Here is a 14,467-nt window from a genome sequence, read left to right as displayed (position 1 = left end):
ACAACATTTTGTTGATTATCTAGTATTATTTCTTTGATAATACATCTGTATTTATTACAGCTTCTGGAATCTCTCCTCTTAAAACCTTCTCAACATCGTCAACTACCTTATCACCCATTCCCTTTAAACATTCATATGTATAAGCAGATGTATGGGGTGTAACTATAACATTTTCATATGATAAAAGTGGATGTGTTACATCAATTGGTTCTCCTTCAACCACATCTGTTCCGAGTGCCCATATCTTACCTGAATCAAGGGCATTCAATAACGCATCCTGATCCATTAGTTCTCCCCTTGCAGTATTAACAATGATTACACCATCCTTCATTAGGGCAAATTCTTCCTTAGAAATTAGATGATAGCTTTTCTTATCTACGTAGGCATTTAGAGAAATTATATCAGCTGTCTTAAGAAGATCTTCAAGAGATAATGGTTCAGCTCCCCTATTTCTTATTTCTTCAGCTGAAAGATTTGGATCATATGCTACAAGTTTTGCATTAAATCCATTTTTTAATATCTCGCCAACCCTACTTCCAATATTGCCAAGCCCTATAACACCTACAACCTTATCTTTTATTTCATATCCCATAAAGGATGCCCTTTCTGACCATCTTCCATTCTTTGCAGCCAAAGATGCTGGTGTAACTTTTCTTATTACGTCCATAAGAAGAGCAACTGCGTTTTCTGCAACTGCCTCTCTTTCAACAATAGCAGGTACCTTTGTAACTATTGTTCCTTTTTCTGTTGCAGCTGTTATATCAATATTGTTATATCCTATTCCATGGCGAGCAATCAAAAGTGTTTTATCTTTGTACTGAAAAAACTCTCTATTATATTGTGCTGTAACACTCGCTATTATTACAGAATATCCCATTAATTTATCAGCTAATTCCTTTCCACCCATGTCCTGTGGAACAGTAAACCTCTCTACTTCACCTAATGCCTTAAGTCTTTCCATATGCTCTGGAAAATGCTTTCCAAAACTACTAGAATTAACTATTGCAATCCTGTAACCCATTCCGTATCCCTCTTTCTTGTTTTAAAATCTAATTAATTAACACTAAGTTCTATCATTTCTAAATAATCAAATTTATGTTACTTTCTATCAAACATTCTGACTACACAATTTTAAATTCTTTCTGATTCTAAATTTTTGTAAATTTTTTTCATTTTTATTGAAAGAAATTCTGAATTTTGTTTTTAGTGAAATTTTTCTCCACAATTTAATAATACTATGTTTTATTTATTAGTCAAGTTGTTTTTTACTAATAATTTTGTAATTTTATCAAGTTAAAATTTTCGCATAATTAAAAACCTACTTATTGACAGATTTTTTAATTTAAAATCTCTTCTTTGCAATTGCACTTCTTGTTTTAGCTAAGGTTTTAAAATAATGCTCTTTATTCCTTAAACAAAGTCCAACAAACAAACAATCAATTAAAGTTAAGGTGCTAATTCTAGATTCCATCGCCTCACTTTTAAGATTATTTCCTTTACCACAGGAAACCAAAACAATATCCGATACCTTTGCTATTGGTGACTTTATGTCGGATGTAACAGCAATAATCTTAACTTTATTTTCTCTCGCTATATTCAAATTTTCTATCAATTCCTTAGTGCTCCCTGTATTTGAGATGGCTATAATACAGTCATTTTCTCCTAAAACTGCAGCAAGTATTGACTGTATATGAGAATCCCCATGATATTCACATCTTTTCCCAGTTCTTAGAAATTTATGATACGCATCAAAGGCCAATGCGGATGAGCCTCCCATACCAAAAAAGGCAATGCGTTCAGATTTACTTAAAATATTTATTGCTTTATCAATACTTGCAGTATCATTCATTTTCATAGTTAAATTTAATGAAGAAATGGTTGAATTAAAAATCTTTTGAATAACGATAAACAAGTCGTCGTCTTCTTTAATCTCTTCATGTATATCCTCTATGGGCGAAACAACTTCACTTGCTATTTTAATTTTTAATTCTTGATAACCTTTATATCCAAGTCTTTTGCACAATCTAAAAATAGTAGCCTCTCCACTTTTGCAAGTTTCTGCAAGCTCTGTAATGGAATAATGAACAACATCGTTAGGATTTTGAAGTATAAATTCGGCTACTCTCTTTTCTGCATTTTTTAAACTAGAATAAATTTCTCTTAATTTTTGTAAACAACTTATTTGTTCCATATTTTCCCTCGCATTTCTAAATTAATAATATTGCAGTTAATATTCTAAATTATATCATAAATCGATAAATTGAAAATATTTACCGTGAAATTTATGAAAAAATTTTTCAAAATTTATTTACATTATCATAATTTTTTATATATAATATATTTAAAAGTTACTTTCTTATCAAACAATTTATTTTTATAAATTCAATCTTTTTTCTCCACACTTCTACATTCTTATTTAAACCATTTTTAAGCATTAATAAATTTATTTTTATACATATCTATATAAACGGAGTTTCACAATAATATTAGTTATAAATTTTTGTTAGGAGGGATAATATGAAAAAATATGAAATTTTAAGCAGAATTGAGTCAACCGGTATTGTTGCTGTTGTTAGAGCCAAAAATAGTGAAGATGCCAGGCGCATTGCACTAGCTTGCATGGATGGTGGCATAGATGCTATTGAAATTACGTTTACTGTTCCTGGTGCTAATAGAGTAATTGAATCATTATCACAAGAATTTGGTGACAAACTATTGGTTGGAGCTGGAACAGTATTAGATAGTGAAACCGCAAGGCTTGCAATTTTGTCTGGAGCAAAATATGTAGTTAGTCCAGGTTTTGATATTGAAACTGCAAAGTTATGTAACAGGTATCAAATACCTTATATGGCCGGATGTATGACTATTACTGAAATGATAAGAGCTATGGAAGCAGGAACAGACATAATTAAACTCTTTCCTGGAAGTGCCTTTGGCCCATCTTTTGTATCAGCAGTAAAGGCACCCCTGCCGCAGGTATTATTAATGCCAACTGGTGGAGTTGATCTTAATAATGTTGCTCAATGGATTAAAAACGGCTGCGTAGCTGTTGGTGTTGGCGGCAATCTTACAAAAGGGACAAGCGATGAAATAACTGCAACAGCTAAACAATTTGTTCAAAAGATAAAAGAAGCTAGATCATAATGAACAAGAGGCTGTCTTATGGAAAAAAACTCCTTTTAAGACATGCCTCCTTTTCTAAAGAGTATTTTCTCATGAATAAAACAACATTTCTATATGGAAAATGTTTGACGCTTACATATAATGTGTAAAAAGAAAACTTTCTCCTTAAATTACTTGGGAGGAAATTTTCTTTTTAAAGAAATATAAATCCCTCGAAGTCATCCCAAAGCCATATTCGTTTTTATCTCCAAGTCCCAGTATATTGGATAGCCTTATTAATTCTTTTGAACCATACAGCTGGAATTTGCCCTTAAAGCAAACTCCGAATTTACAGTTTATTATTTCTGGTGTGGAGCTAAAAATAAAAATAAATGAATCATCCTGTGGAACATTTCTAAAGATATCTAAATATTTTGTTATTAATTTTTTTTCTAATAGATTCACTGAACATAACCGGGTTTTTAAAATAGTTTACACTCTCCCCTCTATCATCGAGAACTAATACAGGAGAGAGCATATACCCTTCTGAAAAATAGCCAATACCACTTAAATTTATTTTGCTTAATGGAAGTGTACCATTCCCCAAATCCATATCTTCATTTGAAAACTTTCTCACTAAATTTATCACATCACCATTAATAAAAGTTGCAATATCAAATCTACCCTTATTTAATCCATAAAATCCATCATTTAATTTCTTTTGCTTTATACATAAAAGATCTGAAAAGGCAAAATGTTTTACTCCCGATTCGATTAAGAACCTGTTTATATGTTCCTTATAATTTTCACTAAAGAAAAAAGGCTGTCTTAACTTAAATTGCACACTTATTCTTATACCTTCCATTAAACATCCCTCAAGCTTATTTTAATCCATCCAAGTGGTGTACCTATTCTATCATGCTTAATGGTTAACCTTCTGGTCTTTGGGAACAAATCATCATATATTCTGGCACTGCTATTTACTCTTTTTAGATTAGCTATAAAACTGCTATCAATATTCCTTACAACAGACTTGGGCAAATATCCTGTTGAAAAACCTATTTGAATTAAAAATTCGTTATCTCCAAGTTTTATATTTTTTAAGTTCCTATAGAAATTTACAATTTCACTTATATGATATCTCTCAAAGAATTGTATTTCTCTTTCGATGTAGTTATCAATATCTTTTCTTATCTTACTTACTATATCTTCTACAACTTTTATATTTCTAATCTCGTCTTTATCTATAAAATAATCAAAAAATCCCTGGGATATCTTCCCCTCTAGTTTTGTCCCACTTTTAATTGCTTCGCTGTAGATTGAAGTAGCTAAATTTATTCTATCAGTATTTTGATTTCTGCTATACCATTTTACACTTCCATTACAGATATTCATTATCTTTATTTCACATAGCTCTAAACTATTATACTCACATGTACTTGTATCGGATATCCTTAAAAATCTGAAGGGTGATTTGTAGGAACCACCAAACAAATAACTTTCTGCTCCATCATCGGCTGTTTTTTCAGGATTTTTAACCTTCCTGTTTAAAATATTGCTCAGGGCTCTTTTGTAATCACCTTCTACATTCATTGCCCTAATTAATGATGACCTCATTGCACCCTTAATTGAAGTTCCTGGAATATATGGCCTTCCTGCTGTTTTTATTACTTCCTTTACTGCTCCTCCTCTGAAATATGTACCATTTAAGTCAAGTTCATACTTTTTATAGTCCTGATAATTATTTAAACCATTTTGCTTTAAGAAGCTTTCTAAATTAAAGTTATTATCATCATATTTTATTTGGCTTGATAAGGAAATAAACCTTCTATTGGATCTAAATATTTTCATCAAGTCTAGTATATGTACTTTATCTTTATGTTTTATAATTTCAAAATTCTTAATCTCATATCCAGAGCTTACAATGGTAGGTGATAAAACTTCCAATTCATATCTATATACCTTATTTTTCATTTCATACCTCCAACCCTAGAGGAATTAAAAAGGCTTTGCCATATTTTATTACCCTGTGAATATCAAAGTCAGAAGGGGTATTATCAACAACATTCCCTATAAATTTATCTCCTAGTATGCTCCCTTCCTTAATCATTGTGTGGAGCATATATCTTTTTGATTTTAAATAGGGAGAGCTGATATATCCTGTCCTTTCAATAAGCCCATATGCTTTAAGCTTTTCCAGGTCATCCCTTTCATTTGGAATACAAAGGGACAACAGCATATACTGCTTTGCATTTTCTACCCTGCTTTCTATTTTCTCCATAGAAAAATCAAACTGTCCATATCCATAACTTCTTTCCCCACCAATGCCTTCATCAGCAAGAAGCTTTATGGCAGATTTGATTTCATGCTTTATTCCGTCTTCAACATCTAAATAAAACCACAATCCGCAGCCTTCATTAAATCTAGAACAGCTGCTGTAGTAAATATGTGTTGCATTTGTAAACCTATCAACAACAACCCTTGGCCTCTCCTCAACCTTATATATTTCCTTTTGTATATCCTTTGAGAAGGCAAATTCTCCCTTTATATATAATTTTTCTAACTTACTAAACAATACTCTTTCAGATATGTATTTTACTTTTTTATCCTTTTTAATATCCTCTTTAATATCCTCTGTGTATCTTTCTAACGAAAAGTTAAAGGGTCTTGCTATTAGATATTCATCATCTACATAATAGAAGGCAGAAGATACCATAAAAGGTGTCTCTTCCTCTTCTTTGAGAAATAAATCAGCCAATTCCTTAGTCTTTTTGTTTCCATATAATAATGCATAGCAGTTGATAATCCCTGAAAAAATGGTGTCCGAATGAATTATAGTATCGGTTAAATCAACTGCCCCTTCCCTATATCCTATATGTATAGGTGTTTTAAAGGACAGTTTTACTCTATACCTGTTCATATTCATCATCCTAACCTAATTTCTTTATTTCACCCAATTCTTTATATTCGTACTTTCTTTCATCCTGGTTATTTCCCTTGTAATAGTCTGCATCCCTATAGCAAATTTTGATATCTTTAAACTTAACCTGTCCATATCCTCTGCTGCCTTGTCCACCAAGATAATCATCCTCTAAAAGCCTAAGGGCTGTAATGAGTTCATTTAAATATTTATTTCCATCATCGTTATAGACATTCACTACAAATGAGCACTTAAATCTAGCTCCAGCAGGAACCCTCTCAGTTTGTCTTGGATTTGCCGCTGAGGTTATTCTGTCTAAATTATTTTCAAACTTAACCTCTGTATAATCTAAATCCATATTATCTCTCATTTCATCTGAAATACTGTCTTCATCAAGGATAGCATCCCTAACAATTAGCCTAGTAGGTTGTATCCCATCACTAAAATCTTCTGGCTTAATTTTACCGTCGTTATCTATTATTACTTTATGTTCTCCGTGATTCCTTCCAAATAAACCGCACACAGGACAGTTTTCATCTCGGCACATATGCATCCTAATGTTATTTTCAGATTTTACTTCATTATATACTGAGTATATTACATTTCCTAAACTTAATTTATCATGATGAAATTCTGTCAAACTTCTAAGCTTTCCCTTTAAACTGCTTCCAGGAATATATGGTCTTCCAAAGGCATCTTTAATTACAGAATTGTCTACCCCGCCTATTTCCAGGCTATTGCCTGCTGTTCCAATATGAAGACCTGTTTTAAGTTCGATTTTCGCCTCGATTAAATATTTACCTTTTAAAGAAATTTCTTTAAATAACATATTTTTGTCCCCCTTAATTATTCTCTTCCATTTTCAGCACGATGATAAGCAATAACTGCTTCAGCAAAATCTTTAAATCTTTTTAATTCTTCTTTCCCACCCTTAACTGTTTCGTCTATTAAATTATCAAAAACATTTTTAAAGTTCTTAAGCTCTTTAAATCTTCCTGAAGAATATGCTATTTGAGCCTTTAGAAGTCTAAGTTCATATTTATAATCTCCCTTATCATCATAATTTATCTTTCTCATTTCTGAATAAATTTTTCTAATTTGAGAAACTGTAACTTTATCATCCTTTAACTGCCTGCCCACAGCTTGAGCCTTTTCAAATAAAACCTTTCCATCCCTTTCATTTATGTTTAGAATATCTTTGGCATCCTGTGCTGTAAAATTAAATCCTGTTTGATAATTTGTATTGTTTCTTTGTTTATTGTTATTTCCATTATTATATCCTGGCATATTATCCCCCTCCTAACATCTTGTTTCAAGGTCAGCCCATATTGTCGCTGACTCAAGTTTTGAATATAACTCATTATGATTCTTTAATATTAAATTTATAAGCTTATCTATTTCAGATTTATTTTTTGAATATCTTTCCTTTAATTTGGCTATGTAATATACAAGCCTCCAAGTTCTAAATATTTCATTATTATCCTTGGCCCTTTGGTTTTGTTCAAATATAGAATAAAGAACATTAAATATGTTCCTTGTAACTTTATCATTTATAAGACCAACAAGGATTTCCTTTATAAGCTTATGCGTATCATATTCCTCCCAACCTACTGCTTGTCCCATAAGACTAATTGCATTTTTTTCATAATTTCCCCTTTTACAATCCTTTGCCCTATCTAAATTTTCACCTGCAACTTCAGCCACTCTATATATTGGAAATTTAATATCCGGTGCAATTTCAATGGCCATGGAAACTGTAATGTTGGGATTACCTCCTGCATACTCGCATAGCCTTTTATTTATTTCTTCTGCAAGATAAGGTAATTTGCTCCAGGGACCGATTATAAAGAAATCATCACCACCAGAATATATTACATCGCACTCTTTAAATTCATCCCTAATAAATCCTTCAAGAAAATTTCCGAAAAACATATCGAGTTCATTTGATAACGTAGAAACCCTGGCTATGGATTTATTTTCCTTTAAGCCAGAATGAAATATTTTTCCAAGATTATCTACATCACCCCTGAGTATGCCCCATCTTTTAATTCCATCTGATATCTTTGATATATCATCCAGGGATACAACCCCATTTCCGTTCTTATGAAGATGGTTTGCTGTTTTTATGTAATACATAGATTTCTTAAAATCAAACTCCTCTTTAGATATAGAATAGGATTTCAAATTTGGCTCATCTGAAAATCTAATCCTAAATCCAAAGCTCTCGAAAATATCAAATACATTTTTTATTTGTCTTTTTTCATTTATAACATCTTCAAAACTTATATACCTATGTTTAATTAGATTGTCGCCTAAGGATTCAAAGGACGAGCAAAAACTACATTTATCAGAATCCATTTTCCTGTTACAATATGGACAAATTCTTTCTGCCAGCCATCTAGGCTTAAACATGTCATGGCTCATAATACTTTTATTTTTCCTATTTTTCCCCTGTGCCAGCATCTTACCAACTTTATCAAATATCTCTGAAAAATTATTATTCGTAAATATACCAGCATCAAACCTTTCTGCAGCAAGAAGAACAGCTACGTCCAAACTGTGGGCTTTATATAAAACTTCATCTACAAACCTCTGATATTTAGGCAAATTATCAATGGACTTTGCTGGTAATAAAATATAAGAGTGTCCTCCTCCACAATAGAGCAAGTTGCTTAATGTAAGCCCTTCGTTTTTTATAATGTATCTGGCAATAATCTCCAATATATAAGCAACATAAAATGAACGTCCCTTTAGTGCCTTAAGTGCACCGTCCATATCTACGTTGTAAATAAAGCCTTGAATGCCTGATATATCTCCCTTAAGTAAACAAAATATCTCATCTTCAGGGGATTTCCCACCTTCTAATTTATCTAGAAGTGCTTCAATTTTCTCAAATTCTCCCTTTTTTATTTCCTCCTCATACTGCCTATATATACAAACTGCTATAGCTGCTGTAGTATTTAAATGGGAAAATAAAGATATATCAGATGTATTATCAAAATCCTTTCTTATGTTCTGCGTATATTCCTTTAGGATATAATAAATTCTTTCATCATCCTTTTCATTTTTGATAGTTTCATAGAACTCATCCCATAGTATCTTATATTCCTTTTTAATGTTGGGTTGTTCCGAGTCTAGCAAGCCTTTGTACACAGACGCCTTGCCTAAGGCTTTATACTTTTTATTTGTTTTTTTACCTATATCAACCAAAGATAATACAGATTCAATATTCCTGTAGTCTATTATCTTATCCTTTTGTTCCCTGTCTTTTCCTGAAGATAATATATCTGCAATTTTTATAATTTTACCAACTAAACTTACTGGATTGTGATGTTCTAAAATCCGTTGAGCTATTACATCTTTTTTGTCTAAACTTGTATTTTTACAAAAATATGCTCCCCATTCCCGATGCCCTGGTGAATTGATATCTTGAGCAGGCAATTTTTCTTTAAATGTGTTATATACCTTATTTTTGTCATCTTCAAGGGCTGCTCTTTTGTAAAATTCTCCTATATCATGTAAAAGTGATGATAGGTATACCTCATGTAATTGAAATTCCTGTTTCAAATTCCTCCCCCCTGACATTTTAAAAATCAATCCTGGGATAAATATTAGTTTTTATTGACAATTTTTAAAAAACTCTCGTATAGATCTTTTATTTCATTTGAAAAATCTGTGCACTTCTTTACATCTTTAGTAAACCCAAAATGATTCAAGTCATTTCTAGCCATCTTTAACGTTGCACTAATTTTAAAAATCTCATCGTCCATATTAGCCAACACGCTCTCAACAAATTCTATTGCCCTTTCATCAATCTTCCACTTACTTCTTGGTATCTTCTGCTCTTTTATTCTGAGTGCCTTTGTAATCACTTCTTCCCTGAAAAATGGATCTGTGGAATCAAAATTATATTTTTCACACATATATGTAACAACTGTCTCTTCTAACGCTGTATATGCCTGCTGAATCAGGTTGTTATCTATACACCACTTTACATAAGCAAGCCCAGTATTTAAGTTACCTCCTTTATCAAAGTCCTTGGTTCTAAGGGATATTTTCTCAATCAATGGATTTATAGCCTTTAAAGAATTGTTATCCTTAATTTTGTTAAGTTTTGACCTCATATCCCTGTAGGCAACTTCCACAGATTTTTTCCTCATGCTATCAAATTCCCTTATATATTTACCTCTGCAGGTTAATATTGTGTTCGTGAAGTCGTTTAAGGAATCAACAAAATCCCTCATATTAATGGCCTCTTCATCCCGCAAGCTGAGTTTTTCGCTTAACTGCAGCCTTGAAACTTCATAAATTTGAGAGCTGTTTCCAAATTTCAAGAAGGAATTTATTGCATAGGACCAATCAAGTAGCATATTAAATTCTATAAGATCAAATACTGGTGCTATTTCCTCTTCTCCATTTTTTTCTCTAGCCTCATAGGCACCATAGTATATACCCTTTAACCTTATATCCTTTGCAACCTTTGCATAATTTAAAACCACCATAGCAAGCATTGGTATGGATCTAAAACTATGGGTTATATCGAATATAACTTCATCATTATCATCTAAGGACTCAATCATGGAGTCAAATATCTGCCATATCTCCTGCTTGTTTTTACCCTCTGGAATATGCTTTTCAACAATCTTAAAGCCATAATCATCCTTATCAAAGCGATCCAGCCTTTGTTTTAAACCAATAAGTTCATTTCCGTTCTGATCTACACTGTTTAACCAATTTTTATTTCTTGCTTGTTCTGTTAAAAAAATTGTGATCTCATCATTCTCTGTCCAATTTAAACACAGATCTTTAATGAGTGCTTCTTGGATAAATCTGGTTTTTGTTAAACTTTTAAAACGGTAAGTACATTCGCTATAATTACCTGTCCCAACAAAGCTTAAAAACTTTTTTGCCATATTACCATTAGCCTCCTTAAACATACCTTCTAAAACAAACGTGTTTAAATAATTTTATCGATTCCACTGTATTATCATCCAGTGTGCTTTCCTTATGAGCTCTTTTTGTGGTGGAATACACAGGTACAAACCCCTCCTTCTTTGCAAAATTGACCATATGATAAACAGCTCCAAAATCCCCTTGAATTAGAATATAATCTCCCTTATCTATGTTTTTCTTAATAAATTCTTTAATTTTATTTAGTTTATCAATTTCCAATTCACCATATGGATTAATATTTGACCATATATTTTGAAGTTCTTCAGGCAAATAAATAAATTCATCTATATTTAGTTTTTTAATTGCATCAACTTTTTGATCCTGCGTAAGTATATGTGAAAAAAGTAATAGCATTTTCATCATTAATCACCACACAATTCATTTATTACATCAATTTAAATATTTCGTCAAAAAATTTAATTTTCCTGCCATAAAAAAATAATTTTGGATAATTATTTCATTATTTGTGTAGTTTTACATTACATTTTTGTTATAATATAAATATGAAATTTACCATATCAAGGAGATAGATACCATGATTAGAGGCAAATTTAGAAATATCGTCATAACAGGTGGAACTTCAATATTTAATGGTTCTAACTGCCTGTCAGAAAAATCAAAATCCATTATGGAAAAATTAAAGGAAGTGGAATATTCAAATCTGGAATCCAAGTTTCAAAATCTAAAATCAATTTTAGACATAAGCTCAATTAGCCCTAAAAGAGTAAGTGCTGAATTTTCAATTTTAAATGCACTTAAAAATGAGGAGGAGCTTTTTAACGAATTCACGACAACAATATTCTATACAAAGAGTCATGATGGAAAACTAGCGGCACTTATAAATCAATATATAATTTCCAAGTATTTCAATGCAGATGTAAAAATAGTTGAAATCGATAACGTTGATGTAAAGGATAGAATTAAGCTAAAAAAATCCTTTGGGGATTTTATGCAAAAGCTTTCTAACACATTGCTTGAACAGGATAAGGAATACACATTTTTCGCACCTATTGGAGGATATAAAGTTCTTACATATCTTGCATATGTTGTGGGCTCTTTCTTCGGATATCAAACAGGATATTTATATGAAGATGCACAGGTTTTAATGAAGATACCACCTATGCCCATCAAAATAGACTTGGAATGGATTGTAGAAAGTAAAGATCTACTTTTAAAGCTAAAGAGAAACGTTCTAACATTTAATGAGCTTTCTGATGATGAAAAGGAGTTTATAGAGGATAATTCATTCTTTTTTGAAATTGTAGAAGATGCAAAGGACACCCTTGTTACTTTAAATGTATATGGTGACTTTTTAATCTCCGATTATCTGGAAACTAAAAAATTAATCTCAGAGGATGTCTTAAATACTATAAGAAATTCTGATTCAAAATTTGTTCTTGAAAAAATTCTTGAAATGGTTAAAAAGATAAAGCTTTACTATAGTTCATATGAAAAACCAAGAAGCTTGGAAAATTCGATTAAACATAATTTCCAGTGGGGATTTGAATTTCCATATCTATATAAGGGTGGAAATGGTAAAAACGTATTTAGGGCTCTTTGGGATTATAACCAATATAGTGATACAATAACAATATATAAAATCTGGCTAAATCATGATGATTATGAAAATGATTGTAATTACATAAAAAATAATTCATTTAACACCAATGTTAAATTAGTGGAAATTGATTAAAATATGAAGCTTTATATAAAAAACCACCTTCCTAAATTGAATTAGGATTAGGTGGTTTTTTATTGGGTTAAATCCAATATGGTATGATAAAAACCTTTCCCCGTAGGGGCGAACAGTGTTCGCCCCTACAATTTCAATTCCAACATGGTTTGATTAAAACTGCTTGCGTGTGTATTTTGTAATAATTGAATACATGAAGTTGAAAAAATAATTACAACATCTCAATTTCCATAAATGTAATTAATTGTATTTCATAAGAGAGTTTTAAAGCCTATAACTTGGGCCATTGAATTTCAGCAAATGTCTGTGTTGAACCATTCTATCTATAATTTCATTAGTTAGTTTCTCATCAAAAAAGATCCTGAATTTGCATTTTAGGCTAATTTTACTAGAAGCAGTTTATTTAATCTGCTGTTTTTAGAATCATTTTTTATTATTTTGAGGTTATTATATTGTGACTTTATCAGCATATTTTATTGTGCTGTGTAACAATTAATGAACCATTCACTATAGAAAGCAGGTATGTCTGTTCTTCTACTTACGCTTAAAATCATTTTATCCTCCAGAACTAATAGTTTATCTCCAACAGTGATTTAAGAAATTACTCATACTGATAATGTCAAATTTACTTTCACAACCTATTTTAGTTTCGTTATGTATACTAAGCCTACAGGTTTCAAAGAGAACTTTAAGATTGCATGGTTTGGACCAAAACAGCTGAGAACCGTCCCCTATTCAAAAAAGCCCAGCAGCATATCCTTGCTGCCAGGCAGTATTTCCGAATTATTAAATTATGTTAACTATCCCGAAGCCTAATTTTCAAACAGCTTTTAGAGATAGCTTTTTACTGTAACAGCCGCTTTAACTCTATCAATACCCAATCTATCTACAACGTCTGCCAGTCTTTCCCCCGGAAGACCATTTTTATCATAAAAAGCGATTACTCTTTCGGTTATCTCTACCGCTTCGTCAATACTAATGAGTGTTTCAAGCCTATCGCCTATTCTATACCTTCGTCCGAATTTTCCACCAATAAAAACAGCTAGTCCTTCTTTTTCGGTCTGCATAGCCTTAAAAGGACATACCTTAATACATTGACCGCATTGAACACACTTTTCATAATCTATCTTTGCCCTTTTTTCTACCATTTCTATTGCATTGGCTTTGCAATTTCTCTTACACATAGTGCAACCTTTGCATAGATCTTCTTCAACTCTGGGAAGTTTTTGTGCCATAAAGCCTAAATCGTGTATAGGGGCAGTTACACAATTATTTGGGCAACCTGCTATGCCAATTTTGAACTTGCCAGGCAGCTCTCTCGCAAAAAATCTTTCATGAAGCCTATTGCTTAAGTCCAGGGTGTCTATCAAGCCGTATGAACATACTGTTCCTTTGCAAGCAGCAATAGGTTCTACCTTCTTACCTGTACCACCTGTTATAAGTCCTGCCGATTTTATCTTTTCTTTAACTTCAGAAATGTATTCTTCCTTTATCCAAGGAATTTCTACACTTTGCCTGGTTGTAAACCCTATCTGTCCTCTACCATACTTATCTGCTATCTCTGATAAACAAATCATCTGCTGTGCAGTCAGCGTTCCCGCCTTTGTTACAATTCTTACTGAAAAATATCCGTCTTCCTTTTGTTTTATATATCCTTCTTCGTGTAATACAGCAATTTGTTGTTTATTCATTGATTACTTGTTCCTCCTATTTAGAATTATTTGCCACTAATTATGGTTATTATATAAGAACCATAATATTATACCACAAATATAAAATAGTTTATAGTTAGCAGCCAA

16 protein-coding genes are annotated in these 14,467 nt (G+C 31.7%); 2 read left to right on the top strand and 14 right to left on the bottom strand.

Going from position 1 to position 14,467, the window contains the following annotated elements; translation table 11 throughout:
- Positions 1 to 25: 25 nt before the first annotated feature.
- Positions 26 to 1,021 carry a D-isomer specific 2-hydroxyacid dehydrogenase family protein gene (locus tag EDD71_RS10730; protein ID WP_133628740.1) on the bottom strand — a complete coding sequence of 332 codons (996 nt, stop codon included), beginning with the start codon at positions 1,019 to 1,021 and terminating at the stop codon, positions 26 to 28.
- Positions 1,022 to 1,342: 321 nt separating this feature from the next.
- On the bottom strand, positions 1,343 to 2,191 hold the full coding sequence (locus EDD71_RS10725; protein WP_133628739.1) for a MurR/RpiR family transcriptional regulator: 849 nt from the start codon (positions 2,189 to 2,191) through the stop codon (positions 1,343 to 1,345).
- Between the two features lie 326 nt (positions 2,192 to 2,517).
- Here EDD71_RS10725 and EDD71_RS10720 point away from each other — a divergent pair, with 326 nt between their 5' ends.
- Positions 2,518 to 3,144, top strand: a complete 627-nt coding sequence (locus tag EDD71_RS10720) for a bifunctional 2-keto-4-hydroxyglutarate aldolase/2-keto-3-deoxy-6-phosphogluconate aldolase (RefSeq protein WP_133628738.1) — start codon at positions 2,518 to 2,520, stop codon at positions 3,142 to 3,144.
- A 144-nt stretch (positions 3,145 to 3,288) separates the two neighbouring features.
- Here the strand turns inward: EDD71_RS10720 and EDD71_RS10715 are convergent, their stop codons facing one another.
- Genes EDD71_RS10715 through csx20 form a run of 9 tightly spaced genes read right to left on the bottom strand, consistent with a single transcriptional unit; the run spans position 3,289 to position 11,335 of the window.
- Complete coding sequence (locus EDD71_RS10715) at positions 3,289 to 3,567, bottom strand: CRISPR-associated endoribonuclease Cas6 (RefSeq protein WP_166636450.1); 279 nt, start codon at positions 3,565 to 3,567, stop codon at positions 3,289 to 3,291.
- The gene (locus tag EDD71_RS10710) at positions 3,518 to 3,967 is read right to left on the bottom strand and encodes a hypothetical protein (RefSeq protein WP_133628736.1); all 450 of its coding nucleotides are present in this window, start codon (positions 3,965 to 3,967) and stop codon (positions 3,518 to 3,520) included. Before EDD71_RS10710 ends, EDD71_RS10715 begins: the two co-directional genes overlap by 50 nt.
- The gene (csm5, locus tag EDD71_RS10705; RefSeq protein ID WP_133628735.1) at positions 3,967 to 5,076 is read right to left on the bottom strand and encodes a type III-A CRISPR-associated RAMP protein Csm5; all 1,110 of its coding nucleotides are present in this window, start codon (positions 5,074 to 5,076) and stop codon (positions 3,967 to 3,969) included. Before csm5 ends, EDD71_RS10710 begins: the two co-directional genes overlap by 1 nt.
- A 1-nt stretch (position 5,077) precedes the next feature.
- Positions 5,078 to 6,022: a type III-A CRISPR-associated RAMP protein Csm4 gene (gene csm4 / locus EDD71_RS10700; RefSeq protein ID WP_166636449.1), complete on the bottom strand. Its 945-nt coding sequence runs from the start codon at positions 6,020 to 6,022 to the stop codon at positions 5,078 to 5,080.
- 10 nt (positions 6,023 to 6,032) lie between these two features.
- A complete protein-coding gene (gene csm3, locus EDD71_RS10695; protein WP_133628733.1) occupies positions 6,033 to 6,851 on the bottom strand; it encodes a type III-A CRISPR-associated RAMP protein Csm3 in 819 nt (272 codons plus the stop codon).
- A 17-nt stretch (positions 6,852 to 6,868) separates the two neighbouring features.
- Positions 6,869 to 7,309 carry a type III-A CRISPR-associated protein Csm2 gene (csm2, locus tag EDD71_RS10690; RefSeq protein WP_133628732.1) on the bottom strand — a complete coding sequence of 147 codons (441 nt, stop codon included), beginning with the start codon at positions 7,307 to 7,309 and terminating at the stop codon, positions 6,869 to 6,871.
- 12 nt (positions 7,310 to 7,321) lie between these two features.
- Positions 7,322 to 9,589, bottom strand: coding sequence for a type III-A CRISPR-associated protein Cas10/Csm1 (cas10, locus tag EDD71_RS10685; RefSeq protein WP_166636448.1), 2,268 nt, complete (start codon positions 9,587 to 9,589; stop codon positions 7,322 to 7,324).
- A 44-nt stretch (positions 9,590 to 9,633) separates the two neighbouring features.
- A complete protein-coding gene (gene csx2 / locus EDD71_RS10680; protein ID WP_166636447.1) occupies positions 9,634 to 10,935 on the bottom strand; it encodes a TIGR02221 family CRISPR-associated protein in 1,302 nt (433 codons plus the stop codon).
- A 16-nt stretch (positions 10,936 to 10,951) separates the two neighbouring features.
- Entirely contained in the window at positions 10,952 to 11,335 is a 384-nt protein-coding gene (csx20, locus tag EDD71_RS10675; RefSeq protein ID WP_207669336.1) for a CRISPR-associated protein Csx20, read from the bottom strand.
- Positions 11,336 to 11,603: 268 nt separating this feature from the next.
- On the opposite strand from csx20, the gene EDD71_RS10670 reads away from it, so the two are divergent.
- Entirely contained in the window at positions 11,604 to 12,668 is a 1,065-nt protein-coding gene (locus tag EDD71_RS10670; protein ID WP_207669335.1) for a hypothetical protein, read from the top strand.
- Between the two features lie 264 nt (positions 12,669 to 12,932).
- Here the strand turns inward: EDD71_RS10670 and EDD71_RS16205 are convergent, their stop codons facing one another.
- The 3 genes from EDD71_RS16205 to EDD71_RS10655 all read right to left on the bottom strand — a co-directional run bounded on the left by EDD71_RS16205 (position 12,933) and on the right by EDD71_RS10655 (position 14,359).
- Positions 12,933 to 13,052, bottom strand: coding sequence for a hypothetical protein (locus EDD71_RS16205; protein WP_479724200.1), 120 nt, complete (start codon positions 13,050 to 13,052; stop codon positions 12,933 to 12,935).
- 89 nt (positions 13,053 to 13,141) lie between these two features.
- Positions 13,142 to 13,222: a DUF1848 family protein gene (locus tag EDD71_RS10660; protein ID WP_243116450.1), complete on the bottom strand. Its 81-nt coding sequence runs from the start codon at positions 13,220 to 13,222 to the stop codon at positions 13,142 to 13,144.
- Positions 13,223 to 13,498: 276 nt separating this feature from the next.
- Positions 13,499 to 14,359 (bottom strand): 4Fe-4S binding protein, encoded by an 861-nt coding sequence (locus tag EDD71_RS10655; RefSeq protein ID WP_133628727.1) that lies wholly within the window; start codon positions 14,357 to 14,359, stop codon positions 13,499 to 13,501.
- Positions 14,360 to 14,467 lie beyond the last annotated feature (108 nt).

This window comes from Fonticella tunisiensis, from assembly GCF_004364155.1.
GTDB lineage: Bacteria > Bacillota > Clostridia > Clostridiales > Caloramatoraceae > Fonticella > Fonticella tunisiensis.
The sequence above is the reverse complement of the archived record's forward strand: the minus strand, read 5'-3'. Positions and strand labels throughout refer to the sequence as shown.